Origin of the sequence: Streptomyces sp. NPDC002044 (genome assembly GCF_040296725.1) — a bacterium.
Taxonomy (GTDB): domain Bacteria; phylum Actinomycetota; class Actinomycetes; order Streptomycetales; family Streptomycetaceae; genus Streptomyces; species Streptomyces antarcticus.
The window spans coordinates 43539-62430 of sequence record NZ_JBEOXU010000014.1 but is presented as its reverse complement, the minus strand read 5'-3'; the positions used below and the strand labels follow the sequence as shown (position 1 = coordinate 62430).

15 protein-coding genes, 2 tRNA genes and 1 pseudogene are annotated in these 18892 nt (G+C 73.0%); 17 read left to right on the top strand and 1 reads right to left on the bottom strand.

The genetic code is table 11. The annotated features are described in order from the left end of the window. The first annotated feature begins 87 nt into the window (after positions 1-87). The 4 genes from ABT106_RS06265 (at position 88) to ABT106_RS06250 (ending at position 3854) form a co-directional block, all read left to right on the top strand. Complete coding sequence (locus tag ABT106_RS06265; protein WP_502979234.1) at positions 88-501, top strand: DUF8830 family protein; 414 nt, start codon at positions 88-90, stop codon at positions 499-501. A gap of 225 nt (positions 502-726) precedes the next feature. Next, complete coding sequence (locus ABT106_RS06260) at positions 727-2010, top strand: glutamate-5-semialdehyde dehydrogenase (RefSeq protein ID WP_351273040.1); 1284 nt, start codon at positions 727-729, stop codon at positions 2008-2010. A 76-nt stretch (positions 2011-2086) separates the two neighbouring features. Beyond that, positions 2087-2635 carry an SCO2584 family spore wall biosynthesis protein gene (locus ABT106_RS06255; protein ID WP_351273037.1) on the top strand — a complete coding sequence of 183 codons (549 nt, stop codon included), beginning with the start codon at positions 2087-2089 and terminating at the stop codon, positions 2633-2635. A gap of 70 nt (positions 2636-2705) precedes the next feature. Continuing rightward, positions 2706-3854 (top strand): SCO2583 family membrane protein, encoded by a 1149-nt coding sequence (locus ABT106_RS06250; protein ID WP_351273035.1) that lies wholly within the window; start codon positions 2706-2708, stop codon positions 3852-3854. Here the strand turns inward: ABT106_RS06250 and ABT106_RS06245 are convergent. Continuing rightward, positions 3838-4935, bottom strand: coding sequence for a M48 family metallopeptidase (locus ABT106_RS06245; RefSeq protein ID WP_351273032.1), 1098 nt, complete (start codon positions 4933-4935; stop codon positions 3838-3840). The two genes, ABT106_RS06250 and ABT106_RS06245, sit on opposite strands and share 17 nt — an antisense overlap. 141 nt (positions 4936-5076) lie before the next feature. Between ABT106_RS06245 and ABT106_RS06240 the strand changes: the two genes are divergently transcribed. From ABT106_RS06240 to ABT106_RS06180, 13 genes and pseudogenes are all read left to right on the top strand, one after another. Then, complete coding sequence (locus tag ABT106_RS06240) at positions 5077-5241, top strand: hypothetical protein (RefSeq protein WP_267718561.1); 165 nt, start codon at positions 5077-5079, stop codon at positions 5239-5241. An 84-nt stretch (positions 5242-5325) separates the two neighbouring features. Beyond that, on the top strand, positions 5326-5943 hold the full coding sequence (gene nadD, locus ABT106_RS06235) for a nicotinate-nucleotide adenylyltransferase (protein ID WP_351273029.1): 618 nt from the start codon (positions 5326-5328) through the stop codon (positions 5941-5943). 24 nt (positions 5944-5967) lie between these two features. Next, complete coding sequence (locus tag ABT106_RS06230) at positions 5968-7758, top strand: LCP family protein (RefSeq protein WP_351273026.1); 1791 nt, start codon at positions 5968-5970, stop codon at positions 7756-7758. 119 nt (positions 7759-7877) lie between these two features. Next, positions 7878-8324, top strand: a complete 447-nt coding sequence (rsfS, locus tag ABT106_RS06225) for a ribosome silencing factor (RefSeq protein ID WP_351273024.1) — start codon at positions 7878-7880, stop codon at positions 8322-8324. Beyond that, on the top strand, positions 8321-8977 hold the full coding sequence (locus tag ABT106_RS06220) for a histidine phosphatase family protein (RefSeq protein WP_351273072.1): 657 nt from the start codon (positions 8321-8323) through the stop codon (positions 8975-8977). The genes rsfS and ABT106_RS06220 overlap by 4 nt, the downstream gene beginning before the upstream one ends. A 123-nt stretch (positions 8978-9100) precedes the next feature. Next, a tRNA-Ala gene (locus ABT106_RS06215) sits at positions 9101-9173 on the top strand. Between the two features lie 143 nt (positions 9174-9316). Next, positions 9317-9550: a hypothetical protein gene (locus ABT106_RS06210; protein ID WP_267718557.1), complete on the top strand. Its 234-nt coding sequence runs from the start codon at positions 9317-9319 to the stop codon at positions 9548-9550. A gap of 131 nt (positions 9551-9681) precedes the next feature. After that, positions 9682-9754 (top strand) — tRNA-Ala (locus ABT106_RS06205). Between the two features lie 358 nt (positions 9755-10112). Beyond that, the gene (leuS, locus tag ABT106_RS06200) at positions 10113-12986 is read left to right on the top strand and encodes a leucine--tRNA ligase (protein WP_351273022.1); all 2874 of its coding nucleotides are present in this window, start codon (positions 10113-10115) and stop codon (positions 12984-12986) included. Positions 12987-13108: 122 nt separating this feature from the next. Continuing rightward, complete coding sequence (locus ABT106_RS06195; RefSeq protein WP_351273020.1) at positions 13109-13891, top strand: hypothetical protein; 783 nt, start codon at positions 13109-13111, stop codon at positions 13889-13891. Positions 13892-14165: 274 nt separating this feature from the next. After that, a complete protein-coding gene (locus ABT106_RS06190) occupies positions 14166-15011 on the top strand; it encodes a DegV family protein (protein WP_351273017.1) in 846 nt (281 codons plus the stop codon). 679 nt (positions 15012-15690) lie between these two features. Further along, a complete protein-coding gene (locus ABT106_RS06185; protein WP_351273015.1) occupies positions 15691-16371 on the top strand; it encodes a ComEA family DNA-binding protein in 681 nt (226 codons plus the stop codon). Continuing rightward, a pseudogene (locus ABT106_RS06180) lies at positions 16368-18737 on the top strand (ComEC/Rec2 family competence protein); the annotation flags it as partial. The gene ABT106_RS06185 and the pseudogene ABT106_RS06180, both read left to right, overlap by 4 nt. Positions 18738-18892: the final 155 nt, after the last annotated feature.

The window sequence follows — 18892 nt, the reverse complement described above, 5'->3', positions numbered from 1 at the left end:
GTTCGGTAAAACCGCCGCGCGGGGGGCCGGGGACTGGTCAACTGTGAGAGGCGGGTGGACACGCGGAGCGGAGACAGGAGGCGGCTGGTGAGACGAGCGCTGACCAGCGTCGGTACGGGGGACGGTGAGGGCGCCGGGCACGAGCAGGAGCCGGACCACGACTCCCGCCTGTGGCACGTCACCCTGAGCGTCTCCGGCAAGCCGGCGCCGTTGTCCGCGGTCCGGCGCGGGCTGGAGCAGCTCGCCCACGACCACCCCTTCCTGCTGACGAGCCGCTACGCCGACGACCACGCCGAGATCCGCTACTGGGAGGAGGCGCGCGACCTCCACGACGCGGCGGCCGTCGCCCTGCGGCTGTGGGGCGAGCACCGCTCGTCGGCGCAGCTGCCGCCCTGGGAGATCGTCGGGCTGGAGGTCATCGACCGCTCCACCTACCACCAGCGGGTGGCGGAGGGCTACGGCCCGCCCCCGGCCCACCCGGTGGGCGTACACCCGTACTGACCCCGCCCCAGCGGGCGCCGAGCGGCGCCAGCTTCCGGTCCCGCGGAGGTCCCGGCCGCGGGTCGCGTGGTGCCCGGGGGAGCCCCGCGCGGCGGTCCCGGCGGCGTCCTGGTCCGAGCCCCCTGCGGCGGTCCCGGCGGCGGGGGCCGGCAGCCGCCGCGCGCAGGCCGTCTCGGGGGGTGGAACCCCGTCCGGACCGGCCGGGCCGGGGCTTACCCTGGCCGCATGACCTCGCTCGACGACGCCACCGCCACCTCGCCCGTCCTCGCCACGGCGCGAGCCGCCCGCACGGCCGCCGCCGTCCTCGCCCCACTCCCGCGGTCCGCCAAGGACGCGGCCCTGCTGGCGGTCGCGGACGCGCTGGAGGCCCGTACGGCCGAGATCGTCGAGGCCAACGCCGTCGACACCGCCAAGGCACGGGCCGCCGGCACCAGTGAGACCGTCATCGACCGCCTCACCCTCACCCCGGAGCGCGTCGCCGCCATCGCCTCCGACGTGCGGGACGTCGCCGCCCTCCCCGACCCCGTCGGCGAGGTCGTCCGCGGCAACACCCTGCCCAACGGCATCGACCTCCGCCAGGTCCGGGTCCCGCTCGGCGTCGTCGGCATCATCTACGAGGCCCGCCCCAACGTCACCGTCGACGCCGCCGCCCTCTGCCTCAAGTCCGGCAACGCGGTCCTCCTGCGCGGCAGCTCCTCCGCCTACGCCTCCAACACCGCCCTCGTCGCCGTCCTCCGCGACGCCGTCGAAAGCGCCGGGCTGCCCGCCGACGCCGTCCAGCTGGTCCCCGGCGAGTCCCGCGAGTCCGTCCGCGAGCTGATGCGGGCCCGCGGCCTGGTCGACGTGCTCATCCCGCGCGGCGGAGCCTCCCTCATCAAGACGGTCGTCGAGGAGTCGACGGTCCCGGTCATCGAGACCGGCACCGGCAACTGCCACGTCTACGTCGACGCGCAGGCCGACCTGGACATGGCCGTGGACATCCTCGTCAACTCCAAGGCGCAGCGTCCCTCCGTCTGCAACTCCGCCGAGACCCTCCTGGTCCACCGCGACATCGCCGACGCCTTCCTGCCGCTCGCCCTCGACGCCCTCGCCGACGCCGGAGTGACCGTGCACGGCGACGACCGCGTCCTGGCCGCCGCCCGGGACGGCAAGGTCACCGCCCTGCCCGCGACCGACGAGGACTGGGCCGCCGAGTACCTGTCCTACGACATCGCGGCCGGCGTCGTGGATTCCCTGGACGACGCGGTCGCCCACATCCGCCGCTGGACCTCCGGCCACACCGAGGCGATCGTCACCACCTCGCAGGCCGCCGCCCGCCGCTTCACCCAGCTGGTCGACTCGACCACGGTCGCCGTGAACGCCTCCACCCGGTTCACGGACGGTGGCCAGTTCGGCTTCGGCGCCGAGATCGGGATCTCCACCCAGAAGCTGCACGCCCGGGGTCCGATGGGCCTTCCGGAGCTGACCTCCACCAAGTACATCGTCACCGGCGACGGTCACATTCGGTAGCCGCACCTCCCACAGCGGGTGGCCGGATTCGCCGTACGCCCTGCCCAAAGCGGCCCCCCCGGTCTACGCTGGTCCTGTGCCGGACGACGTGGGGGGCAAGCCGTTCCCGGACGACGGGGAGCCCGACGACGACCGCGGAGGCGCGGATCACGACTTCGCCTCCGTGGTGTTCGACGAGGACTTCGTCCGGAACGCCGAGATCCATGAACCGAGCGCCGCCGAGCGCCAGCGGGCGGCCGACCGGGCGCGCGCCGAGGCCGAAGCCGCCCGGGCCGCCGTCGCGGGCGGCTGGACGGCCGACGACGACGCCTACGGGTACGGCCGCCCCGACGGGTACGAAGACCACGGCTGGGACCACGACCACGACCGCCAGGGCTACTCCGACGGCCCGTACGGGGCCTACGGGGGCAGCCTGCGGCCCTACCGCGGCCGCTCGCCCTGGCTCCGGCCCGTCGCCTGGGTCCTGGCCTTCGTGCTCGGGCTGGGCATGGTCGCGCTCGCCTTCAGCGCCGTCTACCGCAGCGCCTCGGGCCAGGCGGACCCCGCTCCGGCCCCCGCCAGTACCCCATTGGGGGAAGTCAGCGGGGCCGGTGCGTTTATGGACCCCGTCGGCCGCCAACCCTGAAGGTAGACCCCACTCGCGTTTCCTCCGGAGCCGGGGGCTTCTCTGAAGCGGGGACAGCGGGGAGAAGCTGATGGCCGTTCCAGGAGACCCGCCCAACAACGCCCCCGAGGGCACCGGCGGCGACGACGAAGAGTTCCCGTCGGACGAGTACCGGTCGGTGGTGTTCGACGAGGACTTCGTACGGGCTGCCCGGATCCAGGAGTACTCCGCGCAGGAACGCATGGGCGAACACGCCCGCGCCGTACGCAGCCGCTCCATCTGGTCGACCGGCAGCGCCTCGGGCTCCCGGGGCGGGGCGCCCGGCCGGGGCGCCCGCCAGGGCCGGCTGCTCGTGCTGTTCATCGCCATGGCCTTCGCCGCCGCGGTCTACATGGGGCTGCGCAACCCGTACGTGCCCCCGCCCGAGGGCGTGGCCCAGCCGCTCACCAGCACCGTCGTCCCGCTGGCGCCCGGCACGCCCGTGCCCGGCGGGCGGCCCGCCGACCTGTTCGCGCGGAGCCCCGCGGCGGACTACCGCATCGGGGCGGTCGGGATCACCATGCCCGCCGTGCGCCGCACCCCGCACTTCACCGACGGCCAGGTGGCCATCGCGCTGTCCATCGCCAAGGACTACCTGGTGCAGTCCTCCCTCGACCCCGATGTCCTGGCCGGCACCGTCTCCCGTCCGGTCCGGGTGCTCCTCGACCCCGACCAGCTGGCGCAGTTCGACCGGAGCATGGCCTCGCCCTCCGGAGACGGCCGGCACGCGGCGACGGGCTGGCTGGTCCGCTTCGACCCGGCGACCGCCGTCCTGGCGGACCCCCGGGTCCGGGTCAGCGGAACCCTCGACGTCGAAGAGGCGGCTCCCGACGTCCTGGAGGTCACCACCGACCACACCTTCGTCTACGCCGTCCGCCCCGCCACCGGGTCGCCGGCCCTGGCCGAAGGCGCCTCGCTCTTCACCGTCCGGCGCGAACTGCGGCTGCGCTTCGACCGGGACGACCTGGGCGCGCGCCGGGCCGAACTGGCCTCGGCGTACGTGATGGCCGGACCGCAGGACTGCTCGGCCGACCCGGCCGCGGGGTTCCGCCCGCTGCCGGCCGGAGCCGCCCCGACCACGGTGGGCCCGGCCGCGAGCGACCCGTACGCGAGCGGCCACCCGCGGCGCGCGGCCGGGCTGTGCGGCGTACTGGCGGCGCCCGCGACCCCGCAGAACCCGCCCGTCAGCCCTGGTCCGTAGCCCCTGCCTTGCCCTCGGGGCCGGCGGCCGTGCCACCGCCGGCCGCCGCTCCGGCGCCCGCTCCGGTGAACTTGTCGCGCAGCTTGCCGCCCAGGTCGGCCGTGCCGCCCGCGATGTCGCCGACCAGCTTCATCAGCGGGTCCTTGCTGGTGCGTACCGCGTCGGCGTAGTGGGTGGCCGACTGCCGGAACGAGTCGCTCACCGAGGCGTCCTTGTCCTCGTCCCGCCGCGGGTAGTGGCCGTCCATGATCCGCTGGTAGTCGCGGCTCTCCGCCCACTTCTTCAGCTCGGCCGCGCGCACCGTGGTGAAGGGGTGCGTCCGGGGCAGCACGTTGAGGATCTTCAGTACGGAATCGCGCAGGTCACCGCTCGACTCGTACTCCTCGGCCTGGGCGAGGAAGGCGTCCACGTTCATCTCGTGGAGGTGGTTGCCTCCCGCGATCTTCATCAGCCCGCGCATCGAGGCCCGCAGATCCTGACCCGCGAGCAGCCCGGCGCGGTCCGCCGAGAGCTCCGACTTGCGGAACCACTCCCGCAGGGCGGTCACCAGCGCCATGATCGCCACGTTGCCCAGGGGAATCCAGGCCACCTTCAGCGCCAGCCCCGTCAGGAACAGCAGGATCGTGCGGTACACAGCGTGACCGGAGAGGGCGTGGCCCACCTCGTGGCCCACCACGGCCCGCATCTCCTCCTCGTCCAGCAGCTCGACGAGGCCCGTCGTCACCACGATGATCGGCTCGTCGAGGCCGATGCACATGGCATTGGGCTTCGGGTCCTGCTGCACGTACATCTGGGGGACCTTCTCCAGGTCCAGGATGTAACAGGCGTCGCGGAGCATCGTGTGCAGGTGGGGGAACTGCGTCTCGCCCACCCGCACCGATTCCGACAGGAACAGCAGCCGCAGGCTCCGCTCCGGGAGGAGCCCGCTCAGGGCCTTGAACACCGTGTCGAATCCGCTCAGCTTCCGCAGCGCCACCAGCGCCGAACGGTCCGCGGGGTGCTCGTACGCCCGCGAGGAAATACCGGGGAACCTCCTGCGGTCCCGCGCCGGTGCCTTCCCGAAACCCGTCTTCTCCGTCATTGCGCCCTCCCCTGGATCGGCCTGCCTGGCCGTGCGTCTATCCTCTCCAACGCCTGAGTCGACGTGAGCGTGCCCCAGGCCCCCGCATACGATGTGAGCGAAGTCTCCGCCCGCTCCCCCGACTCGATAGGTACCTGCCTGATGAGCCTCTCCTCCACCGCCCACAACCTGGTCGTCCTCGCCTCGGAGGGGGCCGAGCACGGCGGCAACCACAGCAGCCTGAACCCGTACCTGACCGGTGGCGCCGCGCTCGGCATCCTGCTCCTGATGCTCTGGATCACCACCCGCCTGAACCGCGACCGCTAGACCGCGGACGGTTTCGCACCGGTGTCCCGAACGGGCTCGCAAGCGGGTCCGGGCCGCTCCACCGGGCCAGTAGGCTCTGCGCTCATGGGAGAGCAGGAAATGCCTACCGGCCCGGTCAAGCGCCGGCTCGGCGTCATGGGCGGGACATTCGACCCGATCCACCACGGACACCTGGTGGCGGCCAGCGAAGTGGCCGCGCTGTTCCACCTCGACGAGGTGGTGTTCGTACCGACCGGCGAGCCGTGGCAGAAGTCGCAGGGCGCCGTGTCCGCCGCCGAGGACCGCTATCTGATGACGGTCATCGCCACGGCCTCGAACCCCCAGTTCTCGGTGAGCCGCATCGACATCGACCGCGGCGGCCCGACGTACACGATCGACACCCTGCGCGACCTCAAGGCGCTGAACGACGACGCCGACCTGTTCTTCATCACCGGTGCCGACGCGCTCGCACAGATCCTGACCTGGCGGAACGCCGACGAGCTCTTCTCCCTCGCGCATTTCATCGGGGTCACCCGGCCCGGCCACGTGCTCACCGACGACGGGCTGCCCGAGGGCGGCGTCTCCCTGGTCGAGGTGCCCGCGCTGGCCATCTCGTCCACGGACTGCCGGGCGCGGGTCGCCAAGGCGGACCCGGTCTGGTATCTGGTGCCGGACGGTGTCGTGCGTTACATCGACAAGCGTGAGCTGTACCGGGGAGTCTGAGCTTCCGGAGAGAGGGGCCCCGCGGTGAACGACCGACAGGACGCGTACGACCCGTACGACCCGTACGCGGCCCAGGAGCAGCAGCTCATCGGCTACGACGCGTACGGACGGCCGGTGTACGGCCAGGTGCCCGCGCAAGCCGCCCAGCCCGCGCCGCCCCCTCCCCGGTACGAAGAGCAGCGCCACGAGCCGCAGCGGTACGACCCACAGCAGTCCGAGCAGCAGTCCGGGCAACAGCAGTACGGGCAGTCGTACGAGGACCAGTCGTACGGCTACGACCAGCAGGGATACGGGCGGCAGCCGCAGCAGGAGTACTACGCCCAGCAGCCGCCCGCCCAGGAGTACGCGCAGGAGTACGCACAGCAGGAGTACCCCCAGGCACCCGCCTACGGGTACGACACGCAGCAGGGCCGGCAGTGGATCCCGCAGCAGGCCGCCCCCCAGGCACCGCCGGAGCCCGCCCTCCGGCCCGAGCCCGCCGCCGGGCCGCCCGCGCCGCAGGTTCCCGAGCCGCGCCGCTCCGACGCGGACGCAGACGCGGACGCCGCTCCCGACTACCGCACCGAGCAGTTCTCCTTCATCGACCAGCCGGACGAGGACTCCGAGGACGTCATCGACTGGCTCAAGTTCACCGAGAGCCGGACCGAGCGCCGCGAGGAGATCCGCCGCCGCGGCCGCAACCGGGTGGTGGCGCTGATCGTCGTCCTCGCCCTGTTCGTCGTCGCGGGTCTCGGCTACCTCTGGTACCAGGGCAAACTGCCGTTCCTCGACGGCCCGGGGAAGGACAGGACCTCGGCGACCGCCGACACCGGCGCGCAGAAGCGGGACATGATCGTCGTCCACCTGCACAACACCAAGAAGGGCGGCACCTCCTCGGCGCTGCTCGTCGACAACGTCACCGCCCGGCAGGGCGCCACGGTCCTCCTCCCGAACGCCCTCGGCATCCCCGCCGCCGACGGCACCGCCACCACCCTCGGCAAGTCGGTCGAGGACGGCGGCCTCGGCACCCGCGAGTCCCTGGACTCGGTGCTCGGCACCGGCATCGGCGGCACCTGGCGGCTGGACACGCCGTTCCTGGAGAACCTGGTCGAGCTGGTCGGCGGCATCGAGGCCGACACCGACACCGCGGTCCCGGCCGACGACGCCGCGAAGACCCCCGCCGTCGGGAAGGGCGAGAAGCAGAGCCTGAGCGGCCCGATGGCCGTCGCGTACGCCACGTACCGCGCCCAGGGCGAGCCGGAGGCCAAGCAGCAGGAACGCATGGGCAAGGTGCTCCAGGGGGTTCTGCGCAAGGTGCCGGCCGATGCGAAGGCGGCGGCGGTGACGGTCGAGAGCATCGGCCAGATCCTCGACCCGGCGCTGAACGCGCAGACGCTCGGAGCCCTGCTGTCCCGGCTCGGCGCGCACGCCAAGGTCGGCGCCTACCGGACGGACGTCCTCACGGTGAAGCAGGACGGCACCCTCACGGACGAGACCAACAAGAAGGTGGTCAAGGAAGTCCTCGGCGGCTCGGCCTCGGCCGCGCAGCCCGGTGCCACCCCCAGGGTGGGCCTGAAGGACGCCACCGGTGACGACAGGACACAGGCGGCGGCGAGGGCCGCGCTGCTGAACGGCGGCTACGCCTTCGTGGACGGCGGCAAGGCCGACAAGACGGCGGCCGCGTCGCAGATCACCTACCAGGACGACGCCCAGCGGGACCGGGCCGTCGAGGTCGCCAAGACCCTGGGCCTGCCGGAGACGGTCGTGAAGAAGGCCGAGAACGCCGTGAACGCGGACGTCGTGGTGATCCTCGGGAAGGACTACAAACCGTCCTGACCGGGCCCCGAGCGGGCTCGGAGGGCGGTCACCGCCCGCGCGGGACGTTCCGCGCGGGCGGTGTCGGCGGTACATGAGACCCTTGTAAGGATCTGCCCGCCAACCCGAAAGCATGGCCAGTGACCGCCACGGACCGCTCCATCGAGCTCATCACCGCCGCCGCCCAGGCCGCGGCCGACCGGCTCGCGCACGACATCATCGCGTACGACGTCAGCGACGTGCTGTCGATCACCGATGCCTTCCTGCTCGCATCGGCGCCCAACGACCGCCAGGTCAAGTCGATCGTCGACGAGATCGAGGAGCGCCTCCTCAAGGAGCTCGGCGCCAAGCCGGTGCGCCGCGAGGGGGACCGCGACGCCCGCTGGATCCTGCTCGACTACGTCGACATCGTCGTCCACGTCCAGCACAGCGAGGAGCGCGTGTTCTACGCGCTGGAGCGCCTGTGGAAGGACTGCCCCGAGATCGACCTGCCCGAGGACGCCAAGCTCACGCTCGGCAAGGCCGAGGAGCACGCCAAGCTGCGCGAGGCGGCGGGCGACGACGAACTGGACGGTGATCTGTTCTGAGCGGGACCACCTCGGGCAAGACCACCAGGAAGATCGTCCTCTGGCGGCACGGCCAGACCGCGTGGAACCTGGAGCGCCGGTTCCAGGGCTCCACGGACATCGGGCTGACCGAAGCGGGTGTGGCGCAGGCGCGCCGCGCCGCCCGGCTCCTCGCCTCGCTGAAGCCGGACGCCATCGTGGCCTCCGATCTCAGCCGGGCCTCGGCCACGGCCGCCGAGCTGGCGGCCGTCACCGGCCTGACGGTCGAGCACACCCCGGCGCTGCGCGAGACGTACGCGGGGGAGTGGCAGGGCCTCACGCACGACGAGATCCTCGGGAAGTACGGCGAGCAGTACGCGGCGTGGAAGCGCGGCGAACCGGTCCGCAGGGGCGGTGGCGAGCTGGAGACCGAGGTCGCCGACCGGGCCGCGCCCGTGGTGCTGGAGCACGCCGGCCGGCTGCCGCAGGGCGGCACGCTCGTCGTCGTCAGCCACGGCGGCACGATCCGTACGACCATCGGCCGTCTGCTGGGCCTGGAGTCGTTCTACTGGGAGGGCCTCGGCGGGCTCTCCAACTGCTGCTGGTCCGTCCTCGGCGAGGGCGCGCGCGGCTGGCGTCTGATGGAGCACAACGCCGGAACGCTGCCCGAACCGGTGCTCGGCGACGACGACTGATCGGCTCCCCGCGGCCCTCCGGCCGGGGCGGCCGCCCGGATTTCACTTTCCGGCTGGTCGCAGGCTAGAGTTCTTCTTGTTCGCAGCGCGGAACACCGGAGACGGGGAAGCGCGGCGGAGAGCGGGGCTATAGCTCAGTTGGTAGAGCGCCTGCATGGCATGCAGGAGGTCTGGAGTTCAATTCTCCATAGCTCCACAATCGGAATCCCGTCCCCAAGTGGGGGCGGGATTCTTGCTTTTGCCCCCTTTGTGCTTGCTGGCCGGGCCTGTACCGGCATGGCAGAATCGGACCGCCGGAGGGGGACACGACGGCCCGACGCGGGAGGGAGTCGCTGACGGATGGGTGCACACCGGCGGCGGTGCGATTGGTGCAACAACGGCACGCCGATCGTGCGGGACATGGACCCGGTCAACTCCGACTATCAGTACTGGTGCGAGGAATGCGCGCGGGCGCTGATCATAAAAGGCGACCCGATCGAGACGTACCGTGAGCTGGAAGGGGAGCCGATCTATGGCCGGCTGCTCGACGAACACTGCACGCTGAAGCGGTTCTACCAGTTCGCCCGAGCGTGACGTAAGCAGGCCAAAACGGACATGGCCCGTGGTCGGTGGAAAACGATTTTTGGACCAGGGCCATGACCGTGTAATGTTTGAGACGTCGCCGAGGGGAACCGGCAAGGAACACCGAGCGACAGGCAGTACGAGGGGCTATAGCTCAGTTGGTAGAGCGCCTGCATGGCATGCAGGAGGTCTGGAGTTCAATTCTCCATAGCTCCACAGTGAAGTAGCGGGCCACCCGGATCGGGTGGCCCGCTTCTCGTTGTGCCGCGCTTCTCGTTGTGTCGCTGTCGCTGTCGCTGTCGCTGTCGCTGTCGCTGTCGCCGGTCGGCCGGGCCCGCCGTCGCTGTTCGTGACGCCGTCGGGCCCGTCCACGACGCGGGCGCTCCGAGCGGGTGTCGGGGGCGCTGCGGTACCCTGGCGCCATGCGTGCCGTACGCCTTCTGCTTACCGAGCCGCGCTGATCAACGCCGACCCTCCGGTGGTCGGTATCGGCGCGGCGGCCCCTCCTGTGCGAGGGGTTTTTTCGTTTGGGCAGGCAGAGACGGCAGAGACGATCGATGGAGCTTCAGAAATCATGAGCGAGACGAACACCCCGGCCCCCGAGGCGGCCGAGGCGCACCGCTACACGGCTGCCATGGCCGCCGACATCGAGGCACGCTGGCAGGACGCCTGGGACGAGCAGGGCACCTACGAGGCGCCCAACCCGACCGGTGACCTGGCCGGGGACCCCGCGGTCGTCGCCAAGCCCAAGAAGTTCATCATGGACATGTTCCCGTACCCGTCCGGCGCGGGGCTGCACGTCGGCCACCCGCTCGGGTACATCGCCACCGATGTCTTCGCCCGCCACCAGCGGATGACCGGCCACAACGTCCTGCACACCCTGGGCTTCGACGCCTTCGGCCTGCCGGCCGAGCAGTACGCCGTCCAGACGGGCACGCACCCGCGGGTGTCGACCGAGGCGAACATCGAGAACATGAAGGCCCAGCTGCGCCGGCTGGGCCTGGGCCACGACAAGCGCCGGTCGTTCGCGACGATCGACCCCGACTACTACAAGTGGACCCAGTGGATCTTCCTGCAGATCTACAACTCCTGGTATGACGTCGACGCCGCCAGGGCCCGGCCGATCGCCGAGCTGGTCGCCGCCTTCGAGGACGGCTCCCGTGAGGTTCCGGGCGGCCGCGCGTGGGCCGGACTGACCGCGGGCGAGCGGGCCGACGTACTGAACGACTTCCGGCTGGCGTACGCCTCGGACGCGCCCGTGAACTGGTGCCCGGGGCTGGGCACCGTACTGGCCAACGAGGAGGTCACCGCGGACGGCCGGTCCGAGCGCGGCAACTTCCCGGTCTTCAAGGCCAAGCTGAGCCAGTGGAACATGCGGATCACCGCGTACGCCGACCGGCTGCTGGACGACCTGGACGCGCTGGACTGGCCCGAGGCCATCAAGCTGCAGCAGCGGAACTGGATCGGCCGCAGCGAAGGCGCGCGCGTGGACTTCGCCGTCGGCGGCGCCGGCGCTATCACCGTCTTCACCACCCGCCAGGACACGCTGTTCGGCGCCACCTACATGGTGCTGGCGCCCGAGCACGAGCTGATCTCCACCATCGTCCCCGCCGTCTGGCCCGAGGGCACCCACCCCGTGTGGACCGGCGGCCACGCCACCCCGGCCGAGGCCGTGAACGCGTACCGCAAGCAGGCCGCGTCGAAGTCGGACGTCGAACGGCAGGCGGACGCCAAGGAGAAGACGGGCGTCTTCACCGGCGCGTACGCGACCAACCCGGTCAGCGGCGAGCAGGTCCCGGTCTTCATCGCCGACTACGTGCTGATGGGCTACGGCACCGGCGCGATCATGGCCGTCCCGGCGCACGACAGCCGCGACTTCGCCTTCGCCCGCGCCTTCGAGCTGCCGATGCGCTGTGTCGTGCAGCCGTCCGACGGCCGCGGCACCGACCCGGCGGAGTGGGACGACGCGTTCGCCTCGTACGACGCGAAGCTGGTCAACTCCACGGGCTCCGGCCTGTCGCTGGACGGGCTGGGCGTGGTCGAGGCGAAGGCCCTGATCACCGACTGGCTGGCCGAGCGCGGCATCGGCGAGGGCACGGTCAACTTCCGCCTGCGCGACTGGCTGTTCAGCCGCCAGCGGTACTGGGGCGAGCCCTTCCCGATCGTCTACGACGAGGACGGCGTCGCGCACCCGCTGCCCGAGTCGATGCTGCCGCTGGAACTGCCCGAGGTCGAGGACTACTCGCCGCGCACCTTCGAGCCGGGCGACGCGCTGTCGCAGCCCGAGACCCCGCTGTCGCGCAAGGCCGACTGGGTCGACGTCGAGCTGGACCTGGGCCGCGGCGAGGGCGTCAGGCGCTACCGGCGTGAGACCAACACCATGCCGAACTGGGCCGGCTCCTGCTGGTACGAGCTGCGCTACCTGGACCCGCACAACGCGTCCGCGCTGGTGGATCCGGAGATCGAGCGGTACTGGATGGGCCCGCGCGAGGGCCAGCCGCACGGCGGCGTCGACCTGTACGTGGGCGGCGCCGAGCACGCGGTGCTGCACCTGCTGTACGCGCGCTTCTGGTCGAAGGTGCTGTTCGACCTGGGACACGTCTCCTCGGTGGAGCCGTTCCACAAGCTGTACAACCAGGGCATGATCCAGGCGTTCGTCTACCGCGACGAGCGCGGATTCCCGGTCTCGGCCACCGACGTCGAGGAGCGGGACGGAAAGTTCTACTTCGAGGGCGAGCCCGTCAAGCGCGAGCTGGGCAAGATGGGCAAGTCCCTGAAGAACGCCGTCACGCCGGACGAGATCTGTGAGGAGTACGGCGCGGACACGCTGCGCCTGTACGAGATGGCGATGGGCCCGCTGGACGTCTCGCGTCCGTGGGACACCCGCGCCGTCGTCGGCCAGTACCGCCTGCTGCAGCGCCTGTGGCGCAACATCGTGGACGAGGAGACGGGTGCGGTGACGGTCGTCGACGCCGAGCCCGCCGAGGACACCCTGCGCGTGCTGCACAAGGCGATCGACGGGGCCGGCACCGACCTGGCCGCGCTGCGCTTCAACACCGCCATCGCCAAGATCACCGAGCTGAACAACGCGCTGACGAAGGCGGGCCGCCCGCTGGAGCGCACGGTCGCCGAGCGGCTGGTGCTGCTGGTCGCCCCGCTGGCCCCGCACATCGCGGAGGAGCTGTGGCACCGGCTGGGGCACGGTGATTCGGTGGTCCACCAGGACTTCCCGGTCGCGGACCCGGCGTACGTCGTCGACGAGACCGTGACCTGCGTGGTCCAGGTCAAGGGCAAGGTCAAGGCGCGACTGGAGGTACCGCCGACGATCTCGGACGCGGACCTGGAGAAGCTGGCCGTCACCGACGCCGCAGTGGTCGCGGCGCTGGGCGGGGCGGAGATCCGCAAGGTGATCGTGCGCGCGCCGAAGCTGGTCAACATCGTCATCTGACGCGTTCGCGCCCCGGTCTAGGGGTATTCCCGTACGGGCAGGTTGGGGGTTCGATTGGAACCCCTGGCCTGCCCGTGGCGTTTACGGTGGAGAAGACGGACTAGGCAGGGGAGAGGAACCTCATGGAGGAGGCGTTGATCATCTTCGCGCTGCTGGTACTTTTCGCCTTCCTGGGCCTGGGCGCGTACGTGACCGTCAAGGTGGTGGGGGCCGCGAAGCGCGGTGTGGACCGGACGATCACGCAGGCCCGGCGGACGGTCGAGGACACGACGCTGCGGGCGAAGAGCTTCGGGCAGGTCGGGGTGAGCGGCTCGCTGGCGCAGCTGCGGCTCGACCTGCGGACGTCGATGCGGTCCACGCAGCAGGCGCTGTACCAGGGCGTCCAGGCGGACGCCTCGCTGCGGGAGTCGATCGGCCTGTTCGAGCGGCTGAGCGCGCACGGCTACGAGCTGGACGACGAGCTCAAGCGGCTGGAGCAGGAGCCGGACCGGCAGCGGATCGCAGCCGGCCTCCCGGACCTGCGGGAACGAACAGCCAAGATCACGAAGGCGGCGGATTCGCTGCGTTGGGCGGCGCGCGACCGGGCCCGCCGGTTCGCCGAGGACGAGCTGAGCGTCCTGTCGGACCAGATCGAGATGGAGTCGGGCGCGCTGCGGGACTGGTCGCCCGAGTCGGTGGACGAGCTCGCGGCGGCCGCCGCGGCGTGGGACGCGCAGCAGGCCGGGCCGGCGCAGGCTCCGGCTCCGGCTCCGGCTGCGCAGGCTCCGGCCGCGGGCGGCCGGGGTGCGGGCAGTCGGGGTGCGGGCGGCCGGGCTGCGGCAGCCGATCAGGCGGCGCTGAACCAGGCGCCTCCGGCGGCGCCCTACCCGTGGCAGAAGACGCGCCGGCCGGAAAGCACGACCTGAGGCCGGACTGAGGCCGGCCGGGGAGTACTCGGGCGGACCCGAGTGGGGCGCGCTGGTGGACCTGCGGGGCGGAGACCGGGGTGCCCGGCGCGGCGGTGCCGGGCGACGAGTGTCGGGGGAGCCCGGGCGGTGCCGGGGGAGTCCCGGGGGGTGCCGGGGGAGCGGGTGAGTACGCGGAGTCGGGGGAGTCCGGGGCGGTGGTGGGGAGCCGCTGAGCACACCGAGTCGGGGCCCAGGCTGCCGCGGAACGCCAACGGGCGGTAACCTCCGGCTCATGTCCCGCCATGTCGCCATCGTCACCGATTCCACGGCCTACCTGCCTCCACAGGCCATGGCGCGGCACGGAATCACCTCCGTACCGCTCACCGTGGTGCTCGGCGACGAGGCGCTGGAGGAGGGCACCGAGATCTCGGCGCGCAGTCTCGCGCTGGCCTTGCAGAAGCGCCGCTCGGTCACCACCTCGCGTCCCGGCCCGGAGGAGTTCGTCCGGGCCTACCAGGCCGCGGCGGACGCCGGCGCGACCGGCATCGTGAGCCTGCACCTGTCTTCCGAGTTCTCCGGTACCTACGATTCCGCGGTGGTCGCCTCCAGGACCGCGCCCGTACCCGTCCGTGTCGTGGACACGGGCATGGTCGCGATGGCCCTCGGGTTCTGCGCCCTGGCCGCCGCCGAGGTGTCCGAGGCCGGAGGCTCCCTGGACGAGGCCGTGGCGGCCGCGGAGAAGCGAGCGGCGGACATGTCCGCGTACTTCTACGTCGACACCCTCGACTACCTCCGGCGCGGCGGCCGGATCGGGGCCGCGCAGGCCCTGCTCGGTTCGGCCCTGGCGGTGAAGCCGCTGCTGACGCTGGACGGCGGGCGGATCGAGATGCTGGAGAAGGTGCGCACCGCTTCGAAGGCCATCGCCCGGCTGGAGGAGCTGGCCGTGGAGCGTGCCGGTTCGGCCAGCGTCGACGTGGCGGTGCACCACCTGGCGGCGCCGGAACGCGCCGAAAAGCTGGCGCAGCGGCTGCGTGAGCGCATCCCGGGCCTGGTGGAGCTGCACGTCAGCGAGGTGGGCGCGGTGATCGGCGCGCATACCGGACCCGGGCTGCTGGCGGCCGTCGTCTCGCCCCGGTGAGGCGATGAGGGGCCTCAGGGGCAGCGAGGCTGGGGGCCTCAGGGGCCTCAGGGGCCTCAGGGGCCTCGTTGCGGGGCCTCGTGGCGGGGCTCGATGGTTCGCGGTGAACACCGGAACGAGTGACGCGGTTATCCACAACGGGGCTGTTGTCCACCGGAATTGAGTGTTCCGAACGGTGGTCGGGTTCGGCTCGTACGGTCGTCGCATGACTCTTCGAACGCGAACGCGTACTCCGCTTCAGTCCCGTGCCACCAGCGGTCCCGGCCGCTCCCGCTCCTCCGACGTCCGCCTGCGGTTCAGGGGGGACCGGCCCCGTCACGCGCTCGCCGAGGAGGGAGCGGTGCGCCGACGGGCCGAAGCGCTGCTGGGCGGCAGTGGCCCGCCCGAGCGGCCCTCCGGGGGCCCTCCCGGGGCTTCGCCGCCCGGGGAGCTGCCAGGGGCGCCGCCGATCGCGGGTGACGTGCCCGTGGCTCGCCCGCGCGTACGGGCCGAGGCGCTGTCGGCCGTTGCGTCCGGGGCGCCGTCGGCGTCCTCCGCCGGGCCGTTCGCCGGGCCCTCGCCCGGGTCGCTCGCCGGGCCCTCGTCCGGGCCGGGGTCCGGGCCGGGGTCGGGGTCGTCGTCCGGGGCTTTGCCCGGCGAGGCGGTGGGGCTCTCCGCCGGGGAGGCTCGGAGGCTGGCCGTGCGGGAGCGGCTGCCGGTGTGGTTCCAGGCCCGCTGTGGGGTGGAGCCGCGCACGGTGGGGGCCGTCGCGATCGTGCTCGTGGTGGCGGTCGGCTTCGCGGGGCAGCAGTACTGGTCCGCCCGGCCCCAGCCGGTGACGGCCCCGGCGGTGATCACCCCGGCTCCGCCCCCGGTGCCGGCTTCGGCCCTGGCGCCGGTCGCCACGTCTCCCGGGGGCCCGGCACCGCCCGGCGGTGCGCGGATCGTGGTCGATGTCGGCGGCAAGGTACGGGAGCCGGGTGTGCGGCGGCTGCCCGCCGGTTCGCGGGTGGAGGACGCGTTGGCCGCCGCCGGCGGAGTGCGGCCGGGCACGGACACCACCGGGCTCAACCGGGCCCGGGTGCTGGTGGACGGCGAGCAGGTGCTGGTCGGCGTACCGGCACAGCCGCAGCCGCAACCGCTGTCGCCTGCTCTGCCGGGTGGGGGCGGGGGCGGGGGGCCGGGTGCCGGTCCGCTCAGCCTCGGCTCGGCCACGGTGGAGCAGTTGGACGGGCTGCCGGGGGTCGGGCCGGTGCTGGCGCAGCACATCGTGGACTTCCGCACGGCCCGAGGCGGCTTCCGCTCGGTGGAGGAGCTCCGCCAGGTGAACGGCATCGGCGAGCGGCGCTTCGCCGATCTGCGCCGTCTGGTGCGGCCGTGAACCGCCCCGACGGGCCGGGTCCGGTGGATCTGCGCCTGGCCGTGCCGGCCCTGGCCGCCTGGGCGGCCGCCGCCCTGGCCCTGGGCGTGCCCGCCGCGTGGACGGCCGCCGGGGCCGGGCTGGGCGGGGCCGGCGCCGGACTGCTGGTACTGGCCGCCTGGCGGCTTCCGGGAGCGCGGTGGGGGATCGCCGCCGCCGCGGGCGCCGCCCTGTTGTGCGCGGCGGCCGGGGCCGGGGTGGCGGGGCTGGAGCGGGCAGAGGCGCGGGCCGGACCGGTCCCCGGGCTGGCCCGGGAGCACGCCCGGGTCCTCGCCGACCTCACCGTCGGCTCCGACCCCCGGATGCTCCGCGGCGGTAACGGGCCGCCGCTGGTGCTCCTGGACGCCGTGGTCACCCGCGTGACCGGGCCCGACGGGGCGCGTACCCGGGTCGAGACCCCGGTGCGGGTGCTCGCCGGACACCCGGGCTGGGCCCGGCTGCTGCCCTCCACCCGGGTGGAGGTCGTCGCCCGGCTGGCCCCGGCCCGGGGCGGGGAGCGGGCGGTGGCGCTGCTGCGGCCGGGCGGTGACACCCCGCCGGTGGTCACCGGCGGACCGAGCACCGCCCAGAGGGCCGCCGGGCGGTTGCGGGCCGGGCTGCGCGAGGCCACCGAGGGGCTCGCGCCGGACGCGAGGGCCCTGCTGCCGGGGCTCGTCGTCGGGGACACCTCCAGGGTGCCGCCCGATCTGGACGAGGCGTTCCGGGCCACCGACCTGCTGCACCTCCTGGCCGTGTCCGGGTCCAACCTCACCGTGGTGCTGTTCCTGCTCATCGGGCCGCCGGCCCGCGCGCAGCAGGTGGAGCGGCGCGGGCTGGCCCCGCTCCTCGGGCTCTCGCTCCGGGCGACCGCCCTGTGCGGGGCCGCGCTGACCCTCGCCTTCGTGGTGGTCTGCCGGCCGGATCCGAGCGTGCTGCGGGCCGCGGCCTGCGGCACGGTCACCCTGGCCGCCATCGCCACCGGGCGGCGCCGGTCCCTGATCCCGGCCCTGGCCGCCGCCGTGCTGCTGCTCGTGCTGTACGACCCGTGGCTGGCCCGCAGCCAGGGCTTCCTGCTCTCCGTCCTGGCCACCGGAGCTCTCCTGACCCTCGCCCCCCGGTGGAGCGGAGCCCTGCGCGGGCGAGGGATGCGGCCCCGGCTCGCCGAGGCGCTGGGAGCCGCCGCGGCCGCCCAGGCGGTGTGCGCCCCCGTGGTCGCCGTGCTCGCGGCCCGGGTCAGCCTGGTGGCGGTGCCGTGCAACCTGCTGGCCGAGCTCGCGGCGGGCCCGGCGACCGTCCTCGGCTTCGCGGCGCTCGCCGCGGCCCCGCTGTGGATGCCCGCCGCGGAGCTGCTGGCCCGGTGCGCCGGTGTGCCGGCCGGGTGGATCGCCGCCGTGGCCCGGGGCGGTGCCCGGCTGCCGGGAGCCGAGCTGCCCTGGCCCGGCGGGGTCGGCGGGGGGCTGCTGCTGGCCGCCGCGACCCTGGCCGTCGTGGGGCTCTGCGCCCGGTTCGGCCCGCGGCGGTGGGTCTGCGCCGCCTTGGCCGTGCTGCTGCTCCTCGCGGTCCTGCGGCCGCCTCTGCTCGTCCGTACGCTCGCGCACTGGCCGCCGCCCGACTGGCGGCTCGTCCAGTGCGCCGTGGGGCAGGGGGACGCGGCCGTGCTCGCCCTCGGCCCGGGCACGGCCATGGTGGTCGACGCCGGCCCGGAGCCCGGCCCGGTGGACGCCTGCCTACGGGCCCTGGGCGTACGCGCGGTGCCGCTGCTCGTGCTGACGCACTTTCACGCGGACCACGTGGGAGGGCTGCACGGGGTGCTGCGCGGGCGGTCCGTAGGTGTGATTCAGGCCACCACGCTGGAAGATCCGCCGGGGCAGGCGCAGTTCGTCCGCCGGGCCGCGGCCGCCGCGGGCGTGCCCGTTGTACCGGCGGCTGCGGGGGAGCGGCGGCGGGCCGGGCCGCTGGACTGGGAGGTGCTCTGGCCGCCTGCCGGACCGCCGCCCGAGGGACCCAACGACGCGAGCATCGCCCTGCTGGTACGTGGTGCGGGGCTGACCCTGCTCTTGCTGGGTGATCTCGAACCCCCGGCACAACAGGCCCTTTTGAGGCACCATCCGGAGCTGGGGCCGGTGGACGTCCTCAAAGTCGCCCACCACGGCTCGGCGCACCAGGACCACGAACTGCTCGCCCGCGTCAGGCCGAGGTTCGCCATCGTGCCGGTCGGTGCGGGGAACCGCTACGGACACCCCGCACCAGGTACGCTCACGCGACTGCGGGCGATGGGTACGACCGTGCTGCGCACCGATACCGACGGCTCGATCGCCGTCACCGGGGCCGGTCCTGGGATGCGAGCGTTTCCGGCCAACCGCCGTCGGAGCCGACGCGGGCATACCGGGCACGACCGTTCTGTTTGCCCGCAACCCGACAGCATGATCGAATTCGTTTTCGCCAGAGCGGTACGAGTCCACACAGCACGGGGGTGCATAGACCTTGTTCGGGCGACGACGGG